Genomic DNA, 25,236 nt, shown 5'->3' with positions numbered 1-25,236 from the left:
GCAACGCCGGCCCCTCCCCCCTGAGGGGCGAGGCATGAACTATTCCGTCGACGACCTGCAGTGGTACCGCGACGCGATCATCTACGAGCTGCACGTGCGCGCCTTCCACGACAGCGACGCCGACGGCATCGGTGACTTCAGAGGACTGACCGACAAGCTCGACTACCTGCAGGACCTGGGCGTCACGGCGCTGTGGCTGCTGCCCTTCTACCCCTCGCCACTACGGGACGACGGCTACGACATCGCCGACTACACCGCGATCCACCCCAACTACGGGACCATGCGACAGTTCAAGCGCTTCGTCGACGAGGCGCACAAGCGCGAGCTGAAGGTCATCAACGAGCTGGTGATCAACCACAGCTCCGACCAGAGCCCGTGGTTCCGCCGAGCCGTCAAGGCCAAGTCGGGGACTCCTGACCGTGACTTCTACGTCTGGAGCGACGACCCCGACCGCTACCCCGACGTCCGCATCATCTTCCAGGACTTCGAGCACTCCAACTGGGCGTGGAGCCACGAGGCCCAGTCGTACTACTGGCACCGCTTCTACAGCCACCAGCCCGACCTCAACTTCGATAGTCCGGCGGTGCACCGCGCGGTCGAGCAGGTCCTGGACTTCTGGTGTGAGGCAGGGATCGACGGGATGCGCCTCGACGCCATCCCCTACCTGTACGAGCGCGAGGGCACGAACGGCGAGAACCTCCCCGAGACCCACGCCTACCTCAAGACGCTCCGTGCGTACCTGGACCGCAAGTGGCCCGGACGGATGTTCCTCGCCGAAGCGAACCAGTGGCCCGAGGATGCCGCGGCCTACTTCGGCGACGGCGACGAGTGCCACATGAACTTCCACTTCCCGCTCATGCCGCGGCTGTTCATGGCGGTGCGGATGGAGGACCGCTTCCCGGTCATCGACATCCTCCAGCAAACGCCCGAGATCCCCGATGCGTGCCAGTGGGCCGTGTTCCTGCGCAACCACGACGAGCTCACGCTCGAGATGGTGACCGACGAGGAGCGCGACTACATGTACCGCGCCTACGCGTCGGACCAGCGCATGCGCATCAACCTCGGCATCCGACGCCGCCTCGCGCCCCTGCTGCGCAACAACCGGCGCCTGATCGAACTGCTCAACGGCCTGCTGTTCTCGTTGCCCGGCACACCGGTCCTGTACTACGGCGACGAGATCGGGATGGGCGACAACGTCTTCCTCGGCGACCGCAACGGCGTGCGCACACCGATGCAGTGGAGCGCCGACCGCAACGCGGGCTTCAGCCGCGCCAACCCGCAGTCGCTGTACCTGCCGGTGATCATCGACCCCGAGTACCACTACGAGACGGTCAACGTCGAGGCGCAGCACGACAACCCGTCGTCGTTGTGGTGGTGGATGAAGCGCCTGATCGCGCTGAGGAAACAGCATCCCGTGTTCGGGCGCGGCAGCATCGGGTTCCTGCAGCCCGACAACCCCAAGGTGCTGGCGTTCGTGCGCGAGCACGAGGACGAGCGTGTCCTCGTGGTCGCCAACCTGTCGCGGTACGCCCAGGCGGTCGAACTCGATCTGTCGGAGCACCGGGGCACGACCCCGGTCGAGCTGTTCGGCGTGACTCCGTTCCCGCGGATCGGCGAGCTGCCGTACTTCCTCACGCTCGCACCGCACGGCTTCTACTGGTTCGGTCTGAGCCACGAGCGCGAGCGCATCACCGCCTACCCGGGCCTGAGCACGCCCACCGTGCCTCGCGAGGACGGTCACGTGACCGTTTCGACCTCCAAGCCGTGGCCGAAGTTCGCGCTCGAAGGCGGGACCACGCTCGGTCGTCACCTCCCCGACATCCTCGGGTCGCGCCGGTGGTTCGGGGGCAAGGCCAGGACCGTCCGGCGAGCGGGGATCGCCGACGCCATCCCAGTCCCGCTCGAGGACGGTAAGGCGGTGCTGCTGCTGGTCACGGTCGAGTACGCCCAGGGTGACCCCGAGACGTACGTGCTGCCGCTCGCGTTCGCCGGCGATCCGCACAACGAGCAGGTCGAGATCGACCTTCCCCACGCGGTGCTCGCTCGGGTCGAGGGCAAGGGTAACGCGCCCTCGGGCGTGCTCTTCGATGCCGCGTGGAACGACCAGCTCGCCCGCCGACTGCTCGAACACCTCGCGCGACGCCGCAAGCTCAAGGGCAGCAAGGGTGAGGTCATCGCGGAGCGGCGGCGGGGCAAGCTCGAGCTCGGCGACGATCTCGACCCTCACGTGCTCGGCGCGGAGCAGTCCAACACGTCCATCCGGTTCGGCGAGCGTTTCATCCTCAAGCTCGTGCGCCGCCCCGACGAGGGTGAGAACCCCGACCTCGAGGTGGGACGGTTCCTGACCGAGCAGGCCGACTTCGAGCACGTCCCACGGACGGTCGGTGCGCTCACGTACCGGCGAGGACGCGCCGTGCCCCGCACCCTGGCGGTGCTCCAGGAGCTCGTTCCCAACGAGGGGGATGCCTGGAGCCAGGCCCTCGACGAGCTCGGCCGCTTCTACGAGGCGGTGCTGTCGGACGAACGCGTCATCGTCGCCCCGCCCACGCTCGACCGCTCGGCACTCGCTCGTGGCGCGGCACTCGAGGACATCGAGGACCGCGTTGGACCCTACGCGTCCCTGGTGTCGTTGCTGGGCCGCCGCACCGCCGAACTGCACGCCGCGCTCGCGTCGGACGACGAGGACGAGGCGTTCGCGCCGGAGCCGTTCACCGCGCTCCACCTGCGATCGGTCTACCAGGGCATGCGCACACGCGCTCGTCGAACGTTGCAGCTGCTGCGCCGGTCGGCGCGGGACATCACCGACGACGAGACCCGTGCGGCGGTGGAGTCGCTGGCCAAGCGCGAGGACGATGTCCTCGCGGTCTTCGCCCCGCTGAAGACGGCCAAGCTGTCGGGCCTGCGCACGCGCACGCACGGCGACTACCACCTCGGCCAGGTGCTGTGGACCGGTCGTGACTTCACCATCATCGACTTCGAGGGCGAGCCGGCACTGCCCCTCGGTGAGCGTCGCATCAAGCGCTCCCCGCTGCGCGACGTCGCGGGGATGCTGCGCTCGTTCGAGTACGCCGCCCACGTCGCCGCACGTGCGCTGCAGGAGCGGGGGACACTCACCTCGGACGAGGACGCGGCGGCGATCGCGTCAGCGGCCGACGCCTGGAGCGCGTGGGTCGGCGCCGCCTTCCTGCGCGGCTACCTCGAGGCCGCGGAGGGCAGCCGGTTCCTGCCGGACACCGCCGATGAGACGGCGCTGCTCCTGCGTGTGTACCTGCTGGAGAAGACGCTGTACGAGTTGACCTACGAGCTGAACAACCGCCCCGACTGGGTGGCGATCCCACTCGCCGGGGCCGAGCGCCTACTCGACCTCAGCAGTGCTCAAGTAGCGAAGCGATAGCACAACCTGAGGAGTGCTCAAGTAGCGAAGCGATAGCACAACCCGAGGAGACCCCGATGCCACGCTCCGACGCCGACGCGACCCAGACCACGAGCCCTTCGCCGCTCACCGAGTTCGATCTGCACCTGTTCAACGAGGGCAGTCACCTGCGGCTGTACGAGAAGCTCGGCGCGCACCCGAGGGAGGTCGATGGGGTGGCCGGCACCCACTTCGGTGTCTGGGCGCCGGGGGCGCGGAGTGTGAGCGTCCTCGGGGACTTCAACGGCTGGGACCAGGGCGCGACGCCACTCGCCGCACGCGGCGTGTCGGGGATCTGGGAGGGCTTCGTCCCCGACGTCGGGGTCGGCACGACCTACAAGTACCACATCGTCTCCGAGGCCCACGAGGGCTACGAGGTCGATAAGGCCGATCCCTTCGCGTTCCACACCGAGGTGCCGCCGAAGACCGCATCGAAGGTGTGGGACCTGAGCTACGACTGGGGCGACGGGGAGTGGATGGCGCAGCGGGGCGCGCGCCAGAACCTGCACGCCCCGATCTCGATCTACGAGCTGCACCCCGGCTCGTGGCGGCGGGGTGACGACGACGAGACGCTGTCGTACCGCGACCTCGCCGATCCGCTCATCGAGCACGTCACCGCGCTGGGGTTCACCCACGTCGAGTTCCTGCCGTTGATGGAGCACCCCTTCTACGGGTCGTGGGGCTACCAGACCACCGGGTTCTTCGCCCCGACCTCGCGTTACGGCACGCCTCAGGACCTGATGTGGCTGATCGACCGACTCCACCAGGCCGGCATCGGGGTCATCCTCGACTGGGTCCCCAGCCACTTCCCCACCGACGAGATGGGGTTGGCCTACTTCGACGGCACGCACCTGTTCGAGCACGCCGACCCGCGCCAGGGCTTCCACCCCGACTGGGGCAGCTACATCTTCAACTACGGCCGCCACGAGGTCCGTAGCTTCCTGCTGTCGAGCGCGATGTACTGGCTCGACCGCTATCACATCGATGGGATCCGCGTCGACGCGGTCGCGTCGATGCTCTACCTCGACTACTCCCGACGTGAGGGTGAGTGGATCCCCAACCAGTGGGGCGGCAACGAGAACATCGAGGCGATCGAGTTCCTCCGTCGGTTCAACAGCGAGATCTACGCCGCCTACCCCGACGTGCAGACGTTCGCGGAGGAGTCCACCGCGTGGCCGATGGTGTCGCGTCCCACCTACATCGGAGGCCTGGGCTTCGGGTTCAAGTGGGACATGGGCTGGATGCACGACACGCTCGTGTACTTCAGTAAGGAGCCGGTCCACCGCAAGTACCACCACGATCAGCTGACGTTCCGCAGCATCTACGCCTTCGGCGAGAACTACTGCCTCCCGCTGTCCCACGACGAGGTCGTGCACGGGAAGGGCTCGCTCCTCGCGAAGATGCCGGGCGACGACTGGCAGAAGTACGCCAACCTGCGCGCCCTGTACGGGTACATGTTCACCACGCCCGGCAAGAAGCTGCTGTTCATGAGCAGCGAGTTCGGGCAGTGGGGCGAGTGGAACCACTCGGTCAGCATCGACTGGCACCTGCTCGAGCAGGAGCAGCACGCGGGCCTGCAGCGCTGGCTCGGACACATCGCCGGGCTCTACCGCGGGGAACGGGCTCTGCACGACCTCGACTGTCACCCCGACGGGTTCGAGTGGCTCGATGCGTCCGACTGGGAGCAGAGCATCATCGCCTACCTGCGCCGCGGCCGCGAGACCGAGACGGTCCTCGTGGTCTGCAACTTCACTCCGGGGGCACGGCACAACTACCGCGTCGGGGTCCCCCACGCCGGGACGTGGGACGAGATCGCCAACAGCGACGCCGAGGAGTACGGGGGCAGCGGCCAGGGCAACCTCGGCGCGGTCGAGGCCGTGCCCGTGCCCTACCACGGCCGGCCCTACTCGTTGAACCTCACCCTGCCGCCGCTGTCGGTCGTGGCGCTGAGGGGCGAGCCCAGTGCCCGACCGGAGCCGTTCGAGCCGACCCGCCGCCAGCTAACCGGCGCCCCGTCGGGGACCACCCCCGACCGTGACCTCGAGGTCGAGATCGAGATCGGTCGCGAGGACCGGCGAGCTCGTCCCGGGACGGACGCGTGAGGCAACCGATCGAGGTCTGGCCCGGGCGGCCCTACCCGCTCGGGGCCACGTACGACGGCGCCGGGACCAACTTCAGCTTGTTCTCCGAAGTCGCCGAACAGGTCGAGCTGTGCCTTTTCACGAGCCACGGCGAGAGCTCGGTCGAGATGGAGGAGGTCGACGGCTTCAACTGGCACGCCTACCTGCCCGACGTCGGCCCCGGGATGCGCTACGGCTACCGCGTCCACGGCCCCTACGACCCCGCAAGCGGGCTGCGCTGCAACCCCGACAAGCTCCTCATCGACCCCTACGCCCAGGCCCTCGAGGGCCGGCTCGTGTGGGACGACGCGGTGTTCGGCTACCCGCTCAGCGATCCGGACGGGCCTCCCGACACGCGCGACAGCGCCGCCTACACGCCCGGCTCCGTCGTCGTGAACCCCTGGTTCGACTGGCGCAACGACCGCCAACCCCGCACGCCTTGGCACGAAACCGTCATCTACGAGACCCACGTCAAGGGCATGACCCAGCGCCACCCCGACGTGCCGCCGGAGCTGCGCGGTACGTACCTGGGCCTGGCGCACCCTGCGGTCATCGACCACCTCCAGCGGCTCGGCATCACCGCCGTCGAGCTGCTCCCCGTGCACGCGTCCGTCTCCGAGCACGAGCTGGTAGAGCGCGGCTTGGTCAACTACTGGGGCTACAACTCCATCGCGTACCTCGCACCGGACAACCGCTTCCGCAGCTCCGACCGCGTCGGCGCGGAGGTGCAGGAGTTCAAGCAGATGGTGCGGGCACTGCACGACGCCGGCATCGAGGTCATCCTCGACGTGGTCTACAACCACACGGCTGAGGGCAACCACCTGGGCCCGACGCTGTCGTTCCGGGGCATCGACAACCCCGCGTACTACCGACTCGTGGGCGAGGACCCGCGCTTCTACATGGACTACACCGGCACCGGCAACTCGATGAACATGCGTCACCCGCACGTGCTGCAGCTCATCATGGACTCGCTGCGCTACTGGGTGCTCGAGATGCACGTCGACGGGTTCCGCTTCGATCTCGCCGCGACGCTGGCCCGCGAGCTGCACGATGTCGACCGGCTGTCGGCGTTCTTCGACCTGATCCAGCAGGATCCGGTGATCAGCCAGGTCAAGCTCATCGCCGAACCTTGGGACGTCGGCGAGGGCGGCTACCAGGTCGGCAACTTCCCGCCGGGATGGTCGGAGTGGAACGGCCGCTACCGGGACACGGTGCGCGACTACTGGCGCGGTGCGGAGGCGACCCTGGCCGACTTCGCCTACCGCTTCACGGGCAGCTCCGATCTGTACGCCGCGTCGACCCGGCGACCGTTCGCCTCGGTGAACTTCGTCACGGCGCACGACGGCTTCACGCTGCGCGACCTCGTCAGCTACGACCACAAGCACAACGAGGCCAACGGCTTCGACAACACCGACGGCACCGACGACAACCGGTCGTGGAACTGCGGTGAGGAGGGTCCCACGCAGGACCCGGAGGTGCTCGCTCGCCGCGCCAAGCAGCAGCGCAACTTCCTCGCCACCGTCCTGCTGAGCCAGGGGGTCCCGATGCTGCTGGGGGGTGACGAGTTCGGTCGCAGTCAGGGCGGCAACAACAACGGCTTCTGCCAGGACAACGAGATCTCGTGGTTCGACTGGGACGCAGGCGATGAGTCGCTGCTGGAGTTCACCCGCCAGCTGATCGCGCTCCGGCGTGACCATCCGGTGTTCCGTCGCCGCCGCTGGTTCCACGGTCGCGCGATCCGCGGCCAGCAGTCCGACATCGGCTGGTTCCAGCCCGACGGCACCGATATGACCGACGAGGACTGGGGCTCGGGCTTCGCCAAGTCGCTGGGCGTGTTCCTCAACGGCGATGCCATCGCGACGAAGGGCAACCGCGGACAGCGCATCGTCGACGACAGCTTCTACGTCGTCTTCAACGCGCACCACGGCGCCCTGTTTTTCACGCTCCCTGCCGCGGCAGGCGGCCCGGTCTGGGAGAAGTTGCTCGACACCAGCGACCTGGGTCCGGGCACCTCCCGTCGGACCATCAAGGAGGGGTCGCGCTTCCGGGTCCAACCGCGATCGCTCGTCGTGCTCCGACGGGTGGCGTGATGCCGACGCCGAGCGCCACGTACCGCCTGCAACTGCACCCGGGGTTCACGTTCGACGACGGGGCGACGGTCAGCATCTACCTCGCCGATCTTGGGGTGAGCCACGCCTACGCCTCACCGTCCTTCGACGCCGTCCCTGGGAGTCCCCACGGCTACGACGTCGTCGACCCCACCGCGGTCAACGACGAGCTGGGTGGTGAGGCCGCGCACGCACGCTGGGTGGAGTCGCTGACGCAGGAGGGGCTGGCGTGGGTGCTCGACATCGTCCCCAACCACCTCGCCGCCTCACGCCACAACCGCTGGTGGTGGGACGTGCTCCGGCACGGCCCGGCCAGCCGGTACGCCTCGGTCTTCGACATCGACTGGCTCCGGTCGGACGACGCCCCGCCGCAGATCGTGCTCCCCGTCCTCGGTGCGCCGCTCGACGAGGTGGCGGCGTCCGGTGAGCTGACGCTGGATCGATCGGGGGACGAACCGGTCCTGCGCTACCACGAGCACGCCTTCCCGGTCGCGCCCGGTTCGCTCGATCTCGCGGAGGAGGGGCTGCTCGAGCTGCTGGCACGTCAGCACTACCGACTCGTGCACTGGCGCCGCGCCAACCACGAGCTCAACTACCGACGCTTCTTCGACATCACCACTCTGCTGGGGGTCCGGGTCGAGGACCCGCAGGTGTTCGAGCTGACCCACCACCGAGTGCTGGCGTGGCTCGAACGCGGTGAGCTCGACGGGATCCGCATCGACCACCCCGACGGTCTGCGCGATCCGGTGGGCTACCTCCGGCAGATCCGGGAGGCGGCACCGGACGCGTGGATCATCGTCGAGAAGATCGTGGAGGAGGGTGAGCCGCCCCGCACCGACTGGCCGGTGGACGGGACCGTCGGCTACGAGTTCTGCAACCTCGTGCTGCGCCTGTTCGTGGACCCGACCGCCGAGGGGGCCCTCGCGGAGCTGGTGCGCGAGGTCGTCGGCGAGCATGAGCCCTACGTGGACACGCTCGCCGCCGCCAAGCGCGAGGCCATCGACACCCTGTTCGGGGCGGAACTGAGCCGGCTGGTGGGCCTCGCCGTCTCCGCGGCACCCGACCGGAACGCGCAGTCCGTCCGCGCGGCGCTGATCGAGCTGCTGGTCGCGTTCCCCGTGTACCGGACCTACGTCACCCCCGAGCGGGGCGAGATCACCGACACCGACCGCGAGATCATCGCCGTGGCTCGTACCGCGGCGTCGGCGCAGCGCCCCGACCTCGCCGACGAGCTGACGTGGTTGGCCGACACACTGACCTTGTCCGGCACCGACGCGCCGGAGCTCGTCGCGAGGTTCCAGCAGCTGACCGGCCCGGTCATGGCCAAGGGCGCCGAGGACACCGCCTTCTACCGGGATCTGCGACTGCTCGCGCTCAACGAGGTGGGCGGCGACCCCGGCCACTTCGGCGTGAGCGTCGCGGAGTTCCACACGGCCAACGAGCGACGACAGCGATCGCGACCCGGGACCATGCTGACGACGTCGACCCACGACACCAAGCGCAGCGAGGACGTCCGAGCCCGGCTGGCGGTCCTGTCCGAGAGCGCGGGCCGGTGGGCGACCACGGTCAACCGGTGGGTCGAACGCAACGCGCACCACCACCGTGACAAGCTGCCCGACCGGCACGCCGAGTACCTGCTGTACCAGACGATGGTCGGAGCGTGGCCGCTCACCCGCGAGCGCCTCCACGCGTACGTCACGAAGGCGCTGCGGGAGGCGAAGCGTCAGACCTCCTGGCTCGATCCCGATGAGGTCTACGAGTCCGCGGTGCACGACTTCGTCGACGCTGTGCTCGACGACGAGGCGTTCGTCGCCGACCTCGAGCGGTTCGTCGACACCATCGCCGCGCCCGGCCACCTCAACTCGCTGTCCCAGACGCTGCTGCGCCTCACCTCCCCCGGCGTGCCCGACACCTACCAGGGCTGTGAGCTGTGGGACCTCTCGCTCGTCGACCCCGACAACCGCCGCCCCGTCGACTTCGACCTCCGGCGCCGGCTCCTCACCCAGCTCGCCACCGATCCTTCACCGGGCAAGATCCTCGCGCGGATGGACGTGGGACTGCCGAAACTGCACGTGGTCCAGCAGGCGCTGCGCCTGCGCCGCCAGCATCCGTCAGCGTTCGATCACCGCGGGAGCTACCGGTCCATCGAGGTGCGGGGCGAGCGCGGCGAGCACCTCGTGGCGTTCCAGCGCGGCGGAGACGTGGTCGTGCTCGCGCCCCGACTCGTCGTGGCGCTCGGAGGCGACTTCGAGGACTGGTCGTGGGGCGACACCTCGCTGGAACTGCCCGACGGACGCTGGCGTGACCATCTGACGGGGGCGCAGGTCGACGGAGGTCGGATCGGGGTCGCCAACCTGTTGGCGAGGTTCCCGGTCGGACTGCTCGTGAAGGAGGGCGGGGCGTGACCAGCTTCCGCGTGTGGGCGCCCGAGGCGACCACCGTGGCCGTGGACAGCGACGGAGGCGTCCACCCACTCGAACCCGGCCCGGGGGGCTGGTGGTCCGCCGACCTCGATGTGGGAGGCGGCACCGACTACCGCTACGTGATCGACGGCGAGGCCCTCCCGGACCCGCGCACCCCGTGGCAACCCGACGGCGTCCACGGCCCCTCCCGGACGGTCGATCACGACACGTACCCGTGGGGTGCGAGCGAATGGCGCGGGTTCCACCTGCCGTCCGCGGTCCTCTACGAGCTGCACGTGGGCACCTTCACCAGCGAAGGGACCTTCGACGCGGCGGTCGATCGGCTCGACCACCTGGTCGAGCTCGGCATCGATGCGGTCGAGGTGATGCCCGTCAACGCCTTCCCGGGACGTCACGGCTGGGGGTACGACGGCGTCGGCTGGTTCGCCGTTCACGACGCCTACGGCGGCCCTGAGGGGTTGAAGCGGTTCGTCGACGCGTGCCACGCCCGCGGCATCGGCGTCATCCTCGACGTCGTCTACAACCACCTCGGTCCCGACGGGGCCTACCTCGATCGCTTCGGTCCCTACTTCACCGACCGCTACAGCACACCGTGGGGCCCCGCCGTCAACCTCGACGGTCCGGGCAGTGACGAGGTGCGTCGCTACATCGTCGACAACGCGCTGCAGTGGCTCGCCGACTACCGGTTCGACGGGCTCCGGCTCGACGCCGTCCACGCGCTGGTGGACACCTCGGCGATCCACGTGCTCGAGCAGCTCGCGGTCGAGGTCTCCGAGCTCGCGGCGCACGTCGGGAGGCCACTGTGGCTCATCGCCGAGAGCGACCTGAACGACCCGCGCCTCGTGCGACCTCGCGAGGCCGGCGGCTACGGCCTCGGGGCGATGTGGAGCGACGACCTCCACCATGCCCTCCACGTCGCGCTGACCGGTGAACGGTCGGGCTACTACGTCGACTTCGACGATCTCAGCGACGTCGCGTACGCGCTCCGCCACGGCTTCGTCTACGACGGCCGCCACTCGGTCTACCGTCAGCGCGTCCACGGCCGCCCCGCCGACGACGTACCGGGATCGCGGTTCGTGGGCTACCTGCAGAACCACGACCAGATCGGCAACCGCGCCCGGGGCGAGCGTGTCACCGACCTCGTGTCGCCGGAGCGTGCGGCAGCCGGGGCCGCGCTGATCCTGACCGCCCCGATCGTGCCGCTGCTGTTCCAAGGCGAGGAGTGGGCCGCGTCCACGCCCTTCCCGTACTTCACCGACCACCACGACCCGGAGCTGATCGAGGCCGTCAGGCGCGGACGTCGCGAGGAGTTCGCGGCGTTCGGGTGGGCTCCGGACGAGGTGGCCGATCCGCAGGATCCGGCGACGGTCGTCTCCGCCATGCTGCGGTGGGACGAACGCGACGCGGAGCCCCACGCCGGCATGCTGGGCTGGTACCGCCGACTCATCGCGCTGCGTCGCCGCATCCCCGAACTCACCGACGGTCGCCGTGACCGAGTGCGGACCCGGACCGGCGCCGACTGGATCGCGGTCGAGCGGGGCCGCGTCACGGTGGTCGTCAACCTCGGCCGCGTCCCGCTCGACCCGCCGCTGGGCGACCGCCCCGCCCACCTGCTGCTGTCGTCGCAGCCGGTGTCGGCGGACGCACCGATCCCCCCGGACACCGCCGCGGTGTTCGGTGACCACGAAGTCGCCGCCGCGACCGCCGATCTGCGTCCCGCCAGCATGGGTGCGACGTCGTGATCCACGACGGGTGGGGTGTCGTGGCGGGGTACGAGGACGCGCACGGTCGCTGGACCGAGGTGCCAGAGTCGTCGCGCCGGTCGCTGATCGAGGCGATGGGTGGCGAGCCCGAGGAGGCGCCGCCGGACCCCTGGGACGTCTGGGTCGTGCGCCACGGAGCACCCGAGCCGCTGATGGGGCCGGTGGTGCTCGTGCTCGAGGACGGCACCGAGCGCCACGCGGAGGGGCTGCTGCCCGACGACCTCCCGCTGGGCTACCACGACCTGCACCCGGTCCGCGACGGGGCCGTCCGCGAGGACGAGTCGACCCGGCTGATCGTCACGCCCGGTGGCTGCTACCTCCCCGACGATCTGCATGCCTGGGGCGTCGCGCTGCAGGTGTACGCGCTGCGGTCGGCGTCGAGCTGGGGGGTCGGCGATCTCGCCGACCTCGCGACATTCGGGTCCTGGGCGGCCGGTCTGGGTGCCGATGTCGCCCTCATCAACCCGATCGACGCGCCCCGCCCCGCCGAGCGCCTCGATCCCAGTCCCTACTTCCCCGGGACGCGCCGCTTCCGCGATCCGCTGTACCTGCGCATCGAAGAGCTGGAGGGGGTGGAGCTGCTCGGCGACCACCTCGGGGCGCTCGCGCGCGCCGGACGGAGCCTCAACGGTCGGCGCGACATCGACCGTGACGCGGTGCTGCGCCTCAAGGGCGCCGCGCTCGAGGCGCTGTGGGCGCGGGCGGGGCGCCGGACGTTCGCGGACGAGGTCGAGGCGTTCGCCGCCGAGGTGGGGCCGGCGCTCGATCGCTTCGCGACCTACAACGCGCTCGTCGAGCGGTTCGGGGACGACTGGCACGCCTGGCCCGGCGGGTACGGCGTCCCCGACTCTCCCGAGGTGAAGGCGTTCGCTGCCGAGCACGCCGACCGGGTCGCGTTCCACCGCTGGGTGCAGTGGCAGCTCGACCGCCAGCTGGCCCGAGCCGGGGCGTCGATCGGACTGATGCGCGACCTCCCGGTCGGGTTCGACCCCGGAGGGTTCGACGCCTGGGATCTGGGCGACTCCCTGGCCGTGGGGGCCAGTGTCGGCGCCCCGCCCGACGAGCTGGGTCCGCACGGCCAGGACTGGCAGCTGCCGCCGTTCATCCCCTGGCGGCTGCGGGCCACCCGGTACCAGCCGTGGATCGAGACGCTGCGGGGCGCGTTGCGGCACGCGACCGCGCTGCGCATCGACCACGTCCTGGGGTTGTTCCGCCAGTTCTGGATCCCACCGGGCGCGACCCCGGCCGAGGGTGCGTACGTGCGCTTCCCGACCCGCGAGGTCCTCGGCGTCCTCGCGCTCGAGAGCCACCGCGCGCAGGCCTACATCGTCGGGGAGGACCTCGGGACGGTCGAGGCAGGCGTCCGCGACGAGCTCGCCACGCGCCGGATGCTGCGCTACCAGGTGCTGTGGCTCGACGAGGACCATCCCGACCACTGGGCGCCCGACTCGCTCGGGGCGCTGACGACCCACGACCTGCCCACTCTGGTCGGGGTCTGGACCGGCGCCGAGTCGGCAGCCCAGCGTGAGTTGGGTCGCGAGCCGGACGAGGACTTCCTCGCCCGAGTACGCAGCCGCCTGGCCGACCGCGCCGGCCTCGGCCCCGACGCCCCGCTCGACGAGGCGATCCTCGCCGCCCACCGCCTGCTCGGCGGGGCGCGATCGCGGGTCGTCGTCACCCAGGTCGAGGACCTGCTCGGCGTCACCGACCGCCCCAACATCCCCGGCACCAGCCTGCCCCGCAACTGGACCCTCGCCCTCCCCGAACCGCTCGAGGCCATCACCGAGGACCCCGCCGTCACCCACCGCCTGTCGGCCCTGGGCGATGCGCGGGGCGGGGCTACCCCCCCGTGACCGCCGCCCCGCCCCCGCCGTGACCGCCGCCCGGCCCCCCTCACGGAACCACCGGATACGGGGATTCCGGCGAACCCCCCGACCCCGGTGTCCCCGACCCCGGTGTCCCCGACCCCGGTGCGCCCCACCCTTCCCGAGAACCACCGGATACGGGGGTTCCGGTGCGTCGGGCTCCCATCGCGCGGCGCCATCCCACGAGAACCACCGGATACGGGGGTTGCTGTGGGTCCGGTCCCCGTCGCGCCTACGCCCCGGCCGAGAACCACTGGATACGGGGGTTCCGGTGAGGCCGCTCGCCGTCGCCCCGCGGTCTGCCAGATCCGTGGACCCGGCAAGCTCGCGTAGCGCCTCACACGTATCCACATGCTGGGCACCGCGGGGCGTGACGTCTCGCGTCGGCTCGTGGAAGCTGCGCGCCATGGCACGACTACCCGACCAAGCCTTGGAGCTGCTCAACGACCAGTTCGGGATCGTCGGTCGGTTCCAGCTCCTCGATTTCATGAGCCGGGGCCAGATCGACGGCCTGGTGCAGCGGGGCGAGCTGATCCCTCACGAACGAGGGCAGTACCGGGTCCGTGGCGCGCCGCAGGTTCCGGAGCAGCACGCGATGGCGGCACAGCTGCGCGGGCGCCCCGACGCGTGCATCACCGGTCCGTTCGTGTTGGCGATCCTGAACATCGAAGGCTTCACCAGGAGCGATCCGTTCGAGGCGCTGCTCCGGCCGGACCGCCGCATCGGCAACGTCGAGTTCAGCTACCGAGCCAACCCCACGCCAGATGCCACCACCGGCCGCTTCAAGGGGCTGCGAGTTGCGACCATCACGAACGCACTGGTCGATAGCGGGAGGTTCGCGGACGAGCTCGGCGAACGGCGCGTGCGTGTGGGCTTCGACAACGCCCGAGCTCGCAGGTTGACATCGTCGGAACGGCTCCAGTCGAGGGTCCGTGAACTCGGCCCCGACGATCCCGGAGCGATGTGGTGGGACAGCTTCCTGACCGAGGGCAGCGCGGAGAACGAGAGCGAGGGGGAACGGCGAGTGGCGCCGTTGCTCGATCGGTTCGACCCCAGCCCCGAGCCGCAGGTGTGGGTCACTCCGACACGTCGTGTCGACTGGTTCTGGCGCCCCATCCGCCTCGCACTCGAGTACTTCGGGCTCGTCGACCACCGAGGCGAGCGCGAACGGCTGCGCGATGGCGCTCGCAACGACGAGCTGAAGCGCCTGGAGATCGAGGTCGTCCCCATCATCGCGGAGGATCTCGCCGACGAGAACGCGTTCCTGCTCTGGATCGAGTCGGTCGCCCGCTCACGTGCGTTCGAACTCGGCGTCGAGGCGCCCCGCCTCCTCCTCAGGTGACCCGCCATCCCCCGGAACCACCGGATACGGGGGTTCCTGTCGACCTGGACCCGTGGCACCCCCCGCCATCCCCCGGAACCACCGGATACGGGGGTTCCTGTCGACCTGGACCCGTGGCACCCCCCGCCGTCCCCCGGAACCACCGGATACGGGGGTTCCTGTCGACCTGGACCCGCCCCGGCGTCGCCTGCCGCCCGCCATCCCCCCGGAACCACCGGATACGGGGGTTTCCGGGAGAGCCGCGCCCCGCGGCGGGTAGCGCGTCAACCGCACGTAGCGCTTACCCTCGGGGCCGTCCGCGCCGACGGGGCGTGGCTGACCATCCCCTTGATCCCGGGAGCGTGGCGTGAGCAGGTTCGAGGTGTGGCCGGGCGACTCCTACCCCCTCGGCGCCACCTACGACGGCGTGGGCACCAACTTCAGCGTCTTCTCCGAGGCTGCTGAACGGGTCGAGCTGTGCCTCTTCGACGGCCTCAGCCGCGAGATCCGCTTCGAGCTGCCCGAGGTCACCGGGTTCGTGTGGCACGGCTACCTCCCGCACGTGTCCCCCGGGCAGCGCTACGGGTTCCGCGTCCACGGCCCCTACGATCCCAACACGGGCGACCGCTGCAACCCGAAGAAGCTGCTCCTCGATCCGTACGCCCGAGCGATCGACGAGGAGCTGTACTGGGACGAGGCGGTCTTCGGGTACGCGGCCGGCGACCTCAACGGCCCACCCGACGATCGCGACAGCGCCCCGTTCGTGCCCAAGGGGGTGGTCGTCAACCCGTGGTTCGACTGGGGCGAGGACCGTCGACCCAACACGCCGTGGCACGACACGGTGATCTACGAGGCCCACGTCAAGGGCCTGACCGCGCGCCAGCCCGAGCTCCCGCCCGACCTGCGCGGGACGTACGGCGGCATCGCCCACCCGGCGGTCATCGAGCACCTCATCGAGCTCGGGGTCACGGCCGTCGAGCTGCTCCCCGTGCACGCGTTCGTGAGCGAGCAGCACCTCGTCGCGCGTGGCTTGACCAACTACTGGGGCTACAACTCGATCGCGTACTTCGCCCCGCACAACGACTACGCGAGCGCCCATCACCTCGGAGCGGCGGTGGGCGAGTTCAAACGCATGGTCCGTGACCTGCATGCAGCCGGCATCGAGGTCATCCTCGACGTGGTCTACAACCACACCGCCGAGGGCGATCACACCGGTCCGACGCTGTCGCTGCGCGGGCTGGACAACCGGGCGTACTACCGGCTCGACCACCACAAGCCTCGGCGCTACATCGACTACACGGGCTGCGGCAACAGCCTCGACATGCGCCACCCGCACGTGCTGCAGCTGATCATGGACTCGCTGCGCTACTGGGTCCAGGAGATGCACGTCGATGGCTTCCGTTTCGACCTCGCCGCCTCGCTCGCACGGGAGCTGCACGACGTCGATCGGCTGTCGACCTTCTTCGAGGTCATCCAGCAGGACCCCGTCATCAGCCGAGTGAAGCTGATCGCCGAGCCGTGGGACATCGGTGAGGGCGGCTACCAGGTGGGCAACTTCCCCCCGCGGTGGTCGGAGTGGAACGGCAAGTACCGCGACACGATCCGCGACTACTGGCGCGGGACCGACGAGACGCTGCCGGAGTTCGCGATGCGGCTCACCGGCAGCTCGGACCTGTACGCCTCGTCGACCCGCTACCCGTCCGCCAGCATCAACTTCGTGACGTGCCACGACGGCTTCACCCTCCGCGACCTCGTCTCCTACGAGGACAAGCACAACGAGGCCAACGGCGAGAGCAACGCCGACGGGAGCGACGACAACCGTTCGTGGAACTGCGGCGTCGAGGGACCGACCGACGACCCGGACGTGCTCGAGCTCCGGGCGCGACAGCAGCGCAACCTGCTGACGACGCTGCTGCTGTCGCAGGGTGTGCCGATGCTGCTCGGGGGCGATGAGCTGGGTCGCAGCCAGGGCGGCAACAACAACGCCTACTGCCAGGACAACGAGATCTCGTGGTGCGACTGGAACGAGATCGACGAGCCCTTGCTCGCCTTCACGCGGGAGCTGCTGCGGATCCGCCGTGAGCACCCCACGTTCCGTCGGCGGGGCTGGTTCGAGGGCCGTCCCCTGCACGGTGAGGAGGTCGAGGACATCGCCTGGTTCACTCCCGAAGGTGAGCAGATGTCCGACGACGACTGGAACCACGCGCGGGCGCGCTCGATGCAGGTGTTCCTGTCGGGCGAGTCCATGGCCCGGCCCGACCGCCGCGGACAGCGGATCACCGACGACAGCTTCCTGATCCTGTTCAACGCTCACCCTGAAGCGGTGACGTTCACGATCCCCGACGGGACCTGGGCCAAGAGCTGGGAGCTCATGCTCGATACGAGCGCGGCGCTCCCTCCCGGTGACGAACCTGGCCGGGAGGCCGTCCCGGGTGGGACGGAGCGGGTGGTACCTGCACACTGCACGCTGCTGTTCCGCCGTCGCTGACGGCCGCCCGCCCGCTCCGATCCGACGAGGCCGACCGTGTACCTGCACCACGCCCCGACCACCGGCGCCGCCGATCTGCGTGGCGCAGCCGCCACGCTCGCGCTGAGGCTCCCCGAGCCGCTGCGGCCCCTGGCTGACCTCGCCTACAACCTGCGCTGGTCCTGGGACCCGGAGGGCGACGCGGTGTTCGGAGCCATCGCCCCGCGCCGGTGGGAGGAGGTCGGGCGTAACCCGGTGCGCTTCCTCGTCGAGGTCCCTCCACCGCTGCTCGATCGTGCCGCCTCCGATGCGACGCTCGCCGAGCGGGTCGAGTCCCTCGCCGCCCGTGTCGACGCGGACCTGACCCGCCCTCCCGCCGGGGGCCTGGACCCGCAGCGACCGACCGCCTTCCTCTGCGCGGAGTACGCCGTACACGACGCACTGCCGCTGTACGCAGGCGGCCTCGGCGTCCTCGCCGGTGACATCCTGAAGGAGGCCAGCGACCTCGCGATGCCGATGGTCGCCGTGGGCCTGCTGTACCGCTACGGCTACTTCCACCAGCGGCTCGACCGCACCGGGTGGCAACACGAGTTCTGGGTCCGGACCGACGCCCCGCTCACCCCCGCCGTGCCGGTCACCGGCAGCGACGGCCAGCCACTCGAGATCCAGGTCCCGGTCCGCGACCGCGACGTGCACGCACGGATCTGGCGCGTCGACGTGGGCCGGGTCCCGCTCTACCTGCTCGACACGAACCTCCACGCCAACCACCCGGTCGACCGCTGGATCACCGCGCGGCTCTACGAGGGCGATCCCGACCTACGCCTGGCCCAGTACACGGTCCTGGGGGTCGGCGGCGTCCGCGCGTTGCGCGCCCTCGGCATCGACCCGGGCACGGTCCACATGAACGAGGGCCACCCCGCCCTCGCCGCGCTCGAGCTCATCGCGGGGCGCATCGCGGACGGCCACGACCAGACGTCCGCCATGGAGCGCATCCGCGAGCGCTGCATCTTCACGACCCATACCCCCGTCCCGGCAGGCAACGAGACCTACCCCACCGATCGCTTCCTCGCGACCGTCGACGGCGCGCCGGAGCGAGCCGGTCTCGATCGTGACAGCTTCCTCGACCTCGCATGCGTCGAACCCGAGGGCGAACCGGGCATGACGCCGATCGCGCTGCGGCTCTCACGCAGCACGAACGCGGTCAGCCAGCGGCACGGCGAGGTGGCGCGGCAGATGTGGAACCCGCTGTACCCGGGACCGGTCGAGGACGTTCCCATCACCCACGTCACCAACGGGGTGCACCTGCCCACGTGGCTGTCCGCCCCCATGCGAGCGGTGCTCGACCGCCACCTCGGAGACGACTGGACCGCACGGGCGGGCGACCCCGAGACCTGGGCAGCCGTCGACGACATCCCCGACACAGAGCTATGGGAGGCACGACGTACCTCCCGCACAGCCCTGATCGAGTGGGTCCGTGAGCGCAGTATCGAGGACCGCCTCCGTCGGGGCGAGCCGCTCGACTACGTCGACGCGGCGGCGAGCCGGCTCGACCCCGACGCGCTGACGATCGGCTTCGCGCGACGCGTCGCCTCGTACAAGCGGCTGTACCTGCTGGGATCGCAACCAGAGCGCGTCGCGAAGATCCTCGACGACCCCGAGCCCGTGCAGCTGTTCGTGGCCGGCAAGGCGCATCCCAAGGACGACGGTGCCAAGAGCATCGTCCGATCGCTGTTCGAGATGCGCAGCCAGACCGCCGTCGCCGAGCGGGTCAGCTACCTCGAGGACTACGACCTGCACATCGGGGCGCTGCTCACCTCCGGATGCGACGTGTGGCTGAACGTGCCGCGGCCACCGCTCGAGGCCAGCGGCACCAGCGGGATGAAGGTCGTGCTCAACGGTGGCCTGAACCTGAGCGTCCTCGACGGGTGGTGGGCCGAGGGCTACGACAGGACCAACGGGTGGGCGATCGAGGGTGACGTCGCGACCGACGTCGAACACCAGGACCACGAGCACGGCGAGGCGCTGTTCAACCTCCTCGAGAAGGAGGTCGTCCCGACCTTCTACGACCGTGACGAGGACGGTATCCCCCGTGCCTGGATCGCGATCGTGAAGAACTCACTGCGCACGTTGGGCTGGCGCTTCACGGCCACGCGGATGATGCGCGAGTACCGCGACCGGATCTACCGCCCCGCCTGACCGTGCTTTGGTTAGCGTGCCCTCGTCGAGAGGGGACGGGGATGCGTCTGACGCGCCGGAGCTTCCTGCGAGCCAGCATCGTCGGTGGTGCCGCATCGCTGCTCCACCCCGGGCCGGTCGGTGCGGTCGTCGTCGACGCGACCGAGGGCTTCGACGTCGATCGCGAAGGCTGGGGCGACGGCTGGTTCATCGACGGCGTCGCGAACCTCCGCGTCGCGAGCGGGATCGGCGTCTTCGAAGCCGCGACCGACATCTACCCCGCCGACGAACGTCACGTGGCCTTCCTCGCCGACCACCGCGTCCTCGACGCGGTCGTCGTCGCGAACTTCAGTCGCCTCGGCCTGGCCGCGGGAGTGGTGGCACGACGCGTGGCGCCCCGCACGCACCTCGCCGCGATCGTGGACACCTCGACCGGGACGATCAGCGCGGTGGCGCGCACGCGTGACGGCGAGACCGTGATCGCCTCGGCGCCCGCGCCCGTGCTGCGCACCCCGCTGACGGTGTCGCTCGAGGTCACCGGTGCGGATCCGACCCGCGTGGTCGCGACCGTCACGGATGCGGACGGCCTGAGTGCGATCGCCGAGGGCGACGACCGCACCCCGCAGCTGCAGGTCGGGGGCGATCCCGGCGTCCTGGCGACGTCCGACACCGGCTTCCTCAGCGGTCCGGATGCACCCCCGATGTTCGGCAGCGGTCGCCTCGTCAACACCACCCCGCTCGCCGGTCTGACCGAGGCCGAGTACCGCCAGGTCAGCGTCGCGCACGTCGACGCCTGGTCGGTGAGCTCGGCCGAGCAGCCCCAGCCCACGGTCCCCTCCGCCGTGGCGGTGCGGACCGGGGCGCCGGCGGACGGCGGGGCGCGGGTGTCGGTGGTCGCCGACGTGCCCGCCGAGATCGCGATCGAGGTGGCAGCGTCGCCGGACCTGACGGGTGCGACGAGGAGCGTGTTCGTCCCGACGAACGAGTTCCTGACGCTGCTGTCCTCGGTCAGCACACCAGCCGGAGCCGGAGAGGTGTTCTGGCGCCCCGTGTTCCGGAGCGCCGCCGGCACCAGCCCCGGACCCGTCCGACGCTTCCGTGCGCTCCCCGGCATCGACGACGGCACGCCGTGGACGCTGGCGATCGCCTCGTGCGCGTACGAGTTCAACACCGTCGGCGCCAACCCGTTCTCGCTCCTCGCCGACCTCGGTCCGGACGTGTTCGTGTGGGAGGGCGACCTCAACTACCCCGACAGCCACGGGTCGCTGAGCCAGACCGTGTCCGGCTACGCGGGGATCTGGCGCGAGTTCCTCGACGCCGGAGTCCTGGCCCCGATCGTCGATCGCTGCTGCTTCGCGATCACCCGCGACGACCACGACTACGGCGTCGATGACTCCGCCGCAGCCGACCTGGCCGACTTCGGCATCCTCCCCTACGAGCACATCGTGACCGCCGACCCCTACTACGATTTCGCGGCCGGTTACGTGCACACGTGGATGCTCGACCAACGCCGCTACAAGCACGACCCCGAGGCGCCGGACGAGCCCGGTAAGTCGCTGATCGGGCGCGACCAGCTCTCGTGGCTGCTCGACGGGCTCGCCACGAGCGACGCGCCGTTCAAGATCGTGTGCTCGCCCAACCCGGTCTTCCACCCGGCGAACGACGAGACCTGCTGGGGCAGCGCCTTCACCGCCGAGCGTGAGGTGGTGCTCGACCACATCGCCGCCGCGGTGGAGGGAGCGGTCGTGTTCGTGACGGGCGACTCGCACTCCGCCGCGGTCGTGGAGTCTCGCGGCGTCCTCGAGCTGCGACCGTGCCCACTGGCGATCCCGCCCCCGCCGGGCTGGCACCCACCCGTCGGTGGGGACGGGGTGCTGTTCGAGGAAGCCGGGGAGAGCTACCTCGGTTGGTTCCGCAGCGGCGATCTCGGCGGGGCGCCGAGCCTGGCCATCGAGCTGCTGCGGGGGGACGGATCGGTGGCGTGGTCGCGCACGCTCACCAGCGACGGATCCGTGAGCGGCGGCGGGCGCCCCGACGACGACGCATCCGGTGCGCCGACCGATACTCCCGATCTGCCAACGACCGGTGCCGGCACGGCGCTCGGGATCGCGGCGACGCTCGGGGCGGCGGCGCTCAGCTCTCGGCAGCGGAAGTACGGTGGCGCTTAGCCGCTCGTCGTAGGCGCCTCGGGGGCCGGCAGCTCGATCGCCAGACCCGGTGACACCACGTGCGTGCCCAGCGTCGGGAACGACATCGTCGTGCTGGTGTCCATGAACGACAGCACCGCACGCCCGTCGGGGAGGATGCCCACGCTGGGGAAGTCGTAGCGGTGACCGCCGGTGAGCCCGTAGAAGCCGATGCCGCCGGTCCTCGAGTCGTCACCGCGGCCGATCACGTGGCGGTGGGTCAGCACCGGCGCATCGCCGCTGATGTCGAACTTGTAGAGCAGATCCTGGGTGCCCTCCAGCGCCCACACCGCCGCGACGCCGACCTCGGCGTTGGCACGGAAGTCGCCGGGGCTGCCGGTACCGGCGAACGTCGCCTTCCACGTGCGGCCGCCATCGTCGGACACGCGGTACTCGAAGCCGTCCGCCACCCGCACCGTGGTGTGGAGCCGGCCCAGCGAGTCGGTCTGGATCCGGCCGCCGTTGGGCAACGACGAGCCGTCGCCGAGGGTGAAGGGGTGCCACGACATGTCGTCGCTCTCCCAGTACAGCGATCCCATCACGGCATCGCCGTCGCCGAGCGCGGCGAACGCGAAGTAGGTGTTGGGCTGGATCCAGTCGTATGACGGATCGGGCTCGATGTCGAGCCACTCGTTGACCGGTGCGTCCTGGTTGTTGCGACGGTCGACGTTCAGCTCGGTCGTGTAGGGGTAGTTCAGACCGTCGTAGCTGTAGTGCCAGATGTTGTGCGGGAAGCCGTTGATGAAGACGATGTACGGCGAGGTGTTGCCCAGGGGGTCGGTGAACTCGCCGGGTACGACGTCGATGCCGGGACGGTCCCAGAAGGGGGTGTGGAAGACGTTCTGTGAGTAGTACCACGCGTCCTCGGCCTTGCTGTACTTGTAGGTCCACACCCGGTCGCCGGCGTAGGGGTCCCACGTCACGCCGAGGATGTCGCCGTTGGGGGCGACCACCACCGAGCCCTCGCCGTTGATCAGCGGGTCCTGCGGCTGCACCGACTTCCACGTCTGACCGTCATCGTCGGAGTAGTTGAGGTAGCGGCCGCCGAGGTCGTAGATGCGTCCCTCCGGCGTGGTGGTGACCCACGACTCCGCCGCGTTGCCGGTGCCGGTCGTGACGCGCCACTGGGTGGTGGTGTCGACCGGACCGTCCTCCGGCGTGAAGTCGGTGGTCGCGTACTCGCTGACCCGCACGATGTCCGGCGTCAGGTCGACGATCTTGGCGGGGAGGCCGATGTCGTCAGCGTGGTGAGCGTCGATGGCGGCCAGGGCGCTCGCGGCGAGTGCGAGGACGACGGTCGGAACGAGCCAGCGGCGCATGCGATGCTCCCCTCGGTGGATGTGCTCACGAGAGGGTTTCGACTCGGGGCTGCCGGTTTCCTGCTCGCCGGCAGCCTCCTCGGCGCCTGCGGTGGCGACGAGCCCCGCGCCGCCCCGTCACCTCAGCCGATCGACTACAGCATCCTCGCCCCCTGCACCGACCCTCCCGAGCCGATCGATGTCCGCGACGTCGACGGTCTGCGGCTCCCCGACAGCGCGTACCCGACCGCCGTCCACCACAGTGGTCCCCTCACGCAGGTCGACGGCTTCCTGGCCATGACGCCCATCGAGGCGCGCGAGCACTACGCCACCGAAGCCGGCGTCGAGCTGCTGCTCCTCGAGGACGAGGGCTTCGAGGCCGAGGCGCTGCTCGCCGACGGCACCCACCGGATGTACATCGTGGTGCGGGTCATCTGCGCCACGGGGTCGGAGTTCGCCGCGACGGTCGGTCCCGACGAGCCGGACGGTCCCACCGTGCCACCACGCCCCGCCGTCACCGCTCCGGTTGGCGCTCCGGCAGCAGGATCGTGAAGGCCGCGCCCGCGCCGGGCGTTCCCTCGGCAGAGATGTCGCCGCCGTGGCGCTCGACGATGCGCTTGCAGATGGGCAGGCCGACCCCGGTGCCCGACACGTCGACCTGTCCGAGCCGGTCGAACGCGACGAACAGGCGGTCCACGTCGTCCTGCGAGAAGCCGCGACCGTTGTCGCGGACCGCGATGCGCCACCAGCCGCCGTCGGGGTCGGCGTAGAGGGGCGGCGGCGCTGGTTCGGCGGCGATCTCGACGCGTGGGGGAGCGTCGGGGCGGCGGTACTTGATCGAGTTGCCGACGAGGTTGAGCAGCAGCTGGCGCATCAGGGTGGGAGACGCCTCGACCGTCGGCAGCTCGTGGACGATGACCTCTCCACCGGCCACGTCGAGCGACTCGCCGAGGTCGCTGATCACGTCGGCGGCCACCTCAGCCAGGTCGACCTGCTCGAGGTCGAGGTCGCCACCACCGGCCCGCGCGAGGACGAGCAGGTCGTCGATGAGGGCGCGCATCCGATCGGCGGCGCGGACGATGCGTCCGAGCATGTCCGCCTCTGCCTCGCTCAGGTCCTCGGCACGGGCCTGGAGGGTCTCGGCGAGACCCCGGATCGACGACAGCGGCGACTTCAGGTCGTGCGCGACGACCGAGGCGAACTGCTCCAACTCGGCGTTGCGCTCGCGGAGTCGATCGGTGAGCCGTTCGAGCTCGTACATCGCCCGAGCGAGGTCGCGGTCGTCCTCGGTCACAGGGACGCTCGTGCGCGTGGCGGCAGGGTCATCGCCATCCGTCTTCGTCCGCGCGCGTGCTTGCCGGAGGGGGACCACCCGGGTAACGTATCGTCACGATATATCGCCCCGATACATCGCCGCGCTACCCGCCGCGATCCACGCGAACGGTAACAGGAAGCTGCCTCGTGCTCGAACTGGCGATCCTCGGTCTGCTCAAGGAGCGGCCCATGCACGGCTACGAGCTCCGCAAGGAGCTCAGCGCCAAGCTGGGCAGCTTCTGGCAGGTCTCGTTCGGATCGCTGTACCCGACCCTGAAGCGGCTCGCCAAGCGGGGCGCGGTCGAGGTGCTGTTCGACGATCGCAGCACCGCACGACGACGCAAGATCTACCGCATCACCCAGCGCGGGGAGCAGGACTTCCTCGACCTCATCGAGGACCGCGCCGCGACCACGTGGGAGGAGGAGAAGTTCCCCCTCCGTCTCGCGTTCTTCCGCTACCTCACCCCCCAGGTGCGCATCCGCCTGCTGGAGCGTCGCAAGGCCTACCTGCACGACAAGCTGGCCGACCTCAAGGCCTCGCTCGACGAGGCCCCGGGTCACGTCGACAGCTACACGATGTCGCTGCTCCAGCACGGCATCGACGCCACGGCGGCCGACATCGCCTGGCTCGACGACCTCATCGCCGCGGAACGCCGTCAGCTCACCGGCGCCGAGGACGACGCGGTGAGTCCCGAGACCGAACAGCCCGACGAGGACCCGGCACCGGCCAAGTCACCGTCACCGCGGCGCGTGGATGGCGCGACCGCCCGGACACGACCGTAGG

Annotated in this window: 14 protein-coding genes; 12 read left to right on the top strand and 2 right to left on the bottom strand. The window is 70.1% G+C overall.

The features are described from left to right. The first annotated feature begins 34 nt into the window (after window positions 1-34). The 10 genes from treS (at window position 35) to KY469_07165 (ending at window position 21,822) form a co-directional block, all read left to right on the top strand. A complete protein-coding gene (treS, locus tag KY469_07210) occupies window positions 35-3,394 on the top strand; it encodes a maltose alpha-D-glucosyltransferase (protein ID MBW3662873.1) in 3,360 nt (1,119 codons plus the stop codon). 56 nt (window positions 3,395-3,450) lie between these two features. After that, window positions 3,451-5,514: a 1,4-alpha-glucan branching protein GlgB gene (gene glgB / locus KY469_07205; GenBank protein ID MBW3662872.1), complete on the top strand. Its 2,064-nt coding sequence runs from the start codon at window positions 3,451-3,453 to the stop codon at window positions 5,512-5,514. Between the two features lie 8 nt (window positions 5,515-5,522). Continuing rightward, window positions 5,523-7,622 carry a glycogen debranching protein GlgX gene (glgX, locus tag KY469_07200; GenBank protein ID MBW3662871.1) on the top strand — a complete coding sequence of 700 codons (2,100 nt, stop codon included), beginning with the start codon at window positions 5,523-5,525 and terminating at the stop codon, window positions 7,620-7,622. Beyond that, window positions 7,622-10,045 (top strand): malto-oligosyltrehalose synthase, encoded by a 2,424-nt coding sequence (gene treY, locus KY469_07195; protein ID MBW3662870.1) that lies wholly within the window; start codon window positions 7,622-7,624, stop codon window positions 10,043-10,045. The genes glgX (KY469_07200) and treY overlap by 1 nt, the downstream gene beginning before the upstream one ends. Then, window positions 10,042-11,805: a malto-oligosyltrehalose trehalohydrolase gene (gene treZ / locus KY469_07190; GenBank protein MBW3662869.1), complete on the top strand. Its 1,764-nt coding sequence runs from the start codon at window positions 10,042-10,044 to the stop codon at window positions 11,803-11,805. The genes treY and treZ overlap by 4 nt, the downstream gene beginning before the upstream one ends. Continuing rightward, entirely contained in the window at window positions 11,802-13,679 is a 1,878-nt protein-coding gene (gene malQ / locus KY469_07185) for a 4-alpha-glucanotransferase (GenBank protein MBW3662868.1), read from the top strand. The genes treZ and malQ overlap by 4 nt, the downstream gene beginning before the upstream one ends. Window positions 13,680-14,097: 418 nt before the next feature. Continuing rightward, the gene (locus tag KY469_07180; GenBank protein MBW3662867.1) at window positions 14,098-15,033 is read left to right on the top strand and encodes a hypothetical protein; all 936 of its coding nucleotides are present in this window, start codon (window positions 14,098-14,100) and stop codon (window positions 15,031-15,033) included. A gap of 346 nt (window positions 15,034-15,379) precedes the next feature. Continuing rightward, window positions 15,380-17,500, top strand: coding sequence for a glycogen debranching protein GlgX (glgX, locus tag KY469_07175; protein ID MBW3662866.1), 2,121 nt, complete (start codon window positions 15,380-15,382; stop codon window positions 17,498-17,500). Window positions 17,501-17,536: 36 nt separating this feature from the next. After that, window positions 17,537-19,675, top strand: a complete 2,139-nt coding sequence (gene glgP, locus KY469_07170; GenBank protein MBW3662865.1) for an alpha-glucan family phosphorylase — start codon at window positions 17,537-17,539, stop codon at window positions 19,673-19,675. A 41-nt stretch (window positions 19,676-19,716) separates the two neighbouring features. After that, on the top strand, window positions 19,717-21,822 hold the full coding sequence (locus KY469_07165; GenBank protein MBW3662864.1) for an alkaline phosphatase D family protein: 2,106 nt from the start codon (window positions 19,717-19,719) through the stop codon (window positions 21,820-21,822). Here the strand turns inward: KY469_07165 and KY469_07160 are convergent. Further along, entirely contained in the window at window positions 21,819-23,159 is a 1,341-nt protein-coding gene (locus tag KY469_07160; protein ID MBW3662863.1) for a hypothetical protein, read from the bottom strand. The two genes, KY469_07165 and KY469_07160, sit on opposite strands and share 4 nt — an antisense overlap. Before the next feature lie 3 nt (window positions 23,160-23,162). Between KY469_07160 and KY469_07155 the strand changes: the two genes are divergently transcribed. Then, window positions 23,163-23,690 carry a hypothetical protein gene (locus KY469_07155; GenBank protein MBW3662862.1) on the top strand — a complete coding sequence of 176 codons (528 nt, stop codon included), beginning with the start codon at window positions 23,163-23,165 and terminating at the stop codon, window positions 23,688-23,690. On the opposite strand, the gene KY469_07150 is transcribed toward KY469_07155, so the two are convergent. After that, a complete protein-coding gene (locus tag KY469_07150; GenBank protein MBW3662861.1) occupies window positions 23,653-24,432 on the bottom strand; it encodes a hypothetical protein in 780 nt (259 codons plus the stop codon). The genes KY469_07155 and KY469_07150 overlap by 38 nt on opposite strands. Window positions 24,433-24,599: 167 nt before the next feature. Between KY469_07150 and KY469_07145 the strand changes: the two genes are divergently transcribed. Further along, a complete protein-coding gene (locus tag KY469_07145) occupies window positions 24,600-25,235 on the top strand; it encodes a PadR family transcriptional regulator (GenBank protein MBW3662860.1) in 636 nt (211 codons plus the stop codon). Window position 25,236: the final 1 nt, after the last annotated feature.

This window comes from Actinomycetota bacterium (assembly GCA_019347575.1).
Taxonomy (GTDB): domain Bacteria; phylum Actinomycetota; class Nitriliruptoria; order Nitriliruptorales; family Nitriliruptoraceae; genus JAHWKY01.
The sequence above is the reverse complement of the archived record's forward strand: the minus strand, read 5'-3'. Positions and strand labels throughout refer to the sequence as shown.